The sequence below is a fragment of the Streptomyces sp. P9(2023) genome (assembly GCF_032436795.1).
Taxonomy (GTDB): Bacteria; Actinomycetota; Actinomycetes; order Streptomycetales; family Streptomycetaceae; genus Streptomyces.
Window position 1 is genome coordinate 1 of the sequence record NZ_JAUPWM010000893.1, and the last position, 232, is coordinate 232.

Annotated in this window: 1 pseudogene; it reads left to right on the top strand. The window is 65.9% G+C overall.

Annotated features, from left to right (window positions below):
• Positions 1–208: pseudogene (locus Q5762_RS39820) on the top strand (hypothetical protein); the annotation flags it as partial.
• Between the last annotated feature and the right edge of the window lie 24 nt (positions 209–232).

The window sequence follows — 232 nt, forward strand, 5'->3', positions numbered from 1 at the left end:
GTTCCGCGGCAAGGCTGTCGACGTCTCGCACGAGACGATCACGGTCGAGGCCACGGGCAGTCATGAGAAACTGGACGCGTTGGTGCGCATGCTGGAACCGCACGGCATCACCGAACTCGTGCAGTCAGGTCAGGTGGCGCTGGGACGCGGGGCCACGGCCCTGGCGTCGCAGAAGCGCTCCCAGGCCGGCGTCCGGAACAACCGCTGACCACCCGACATTTTCATCAACTCG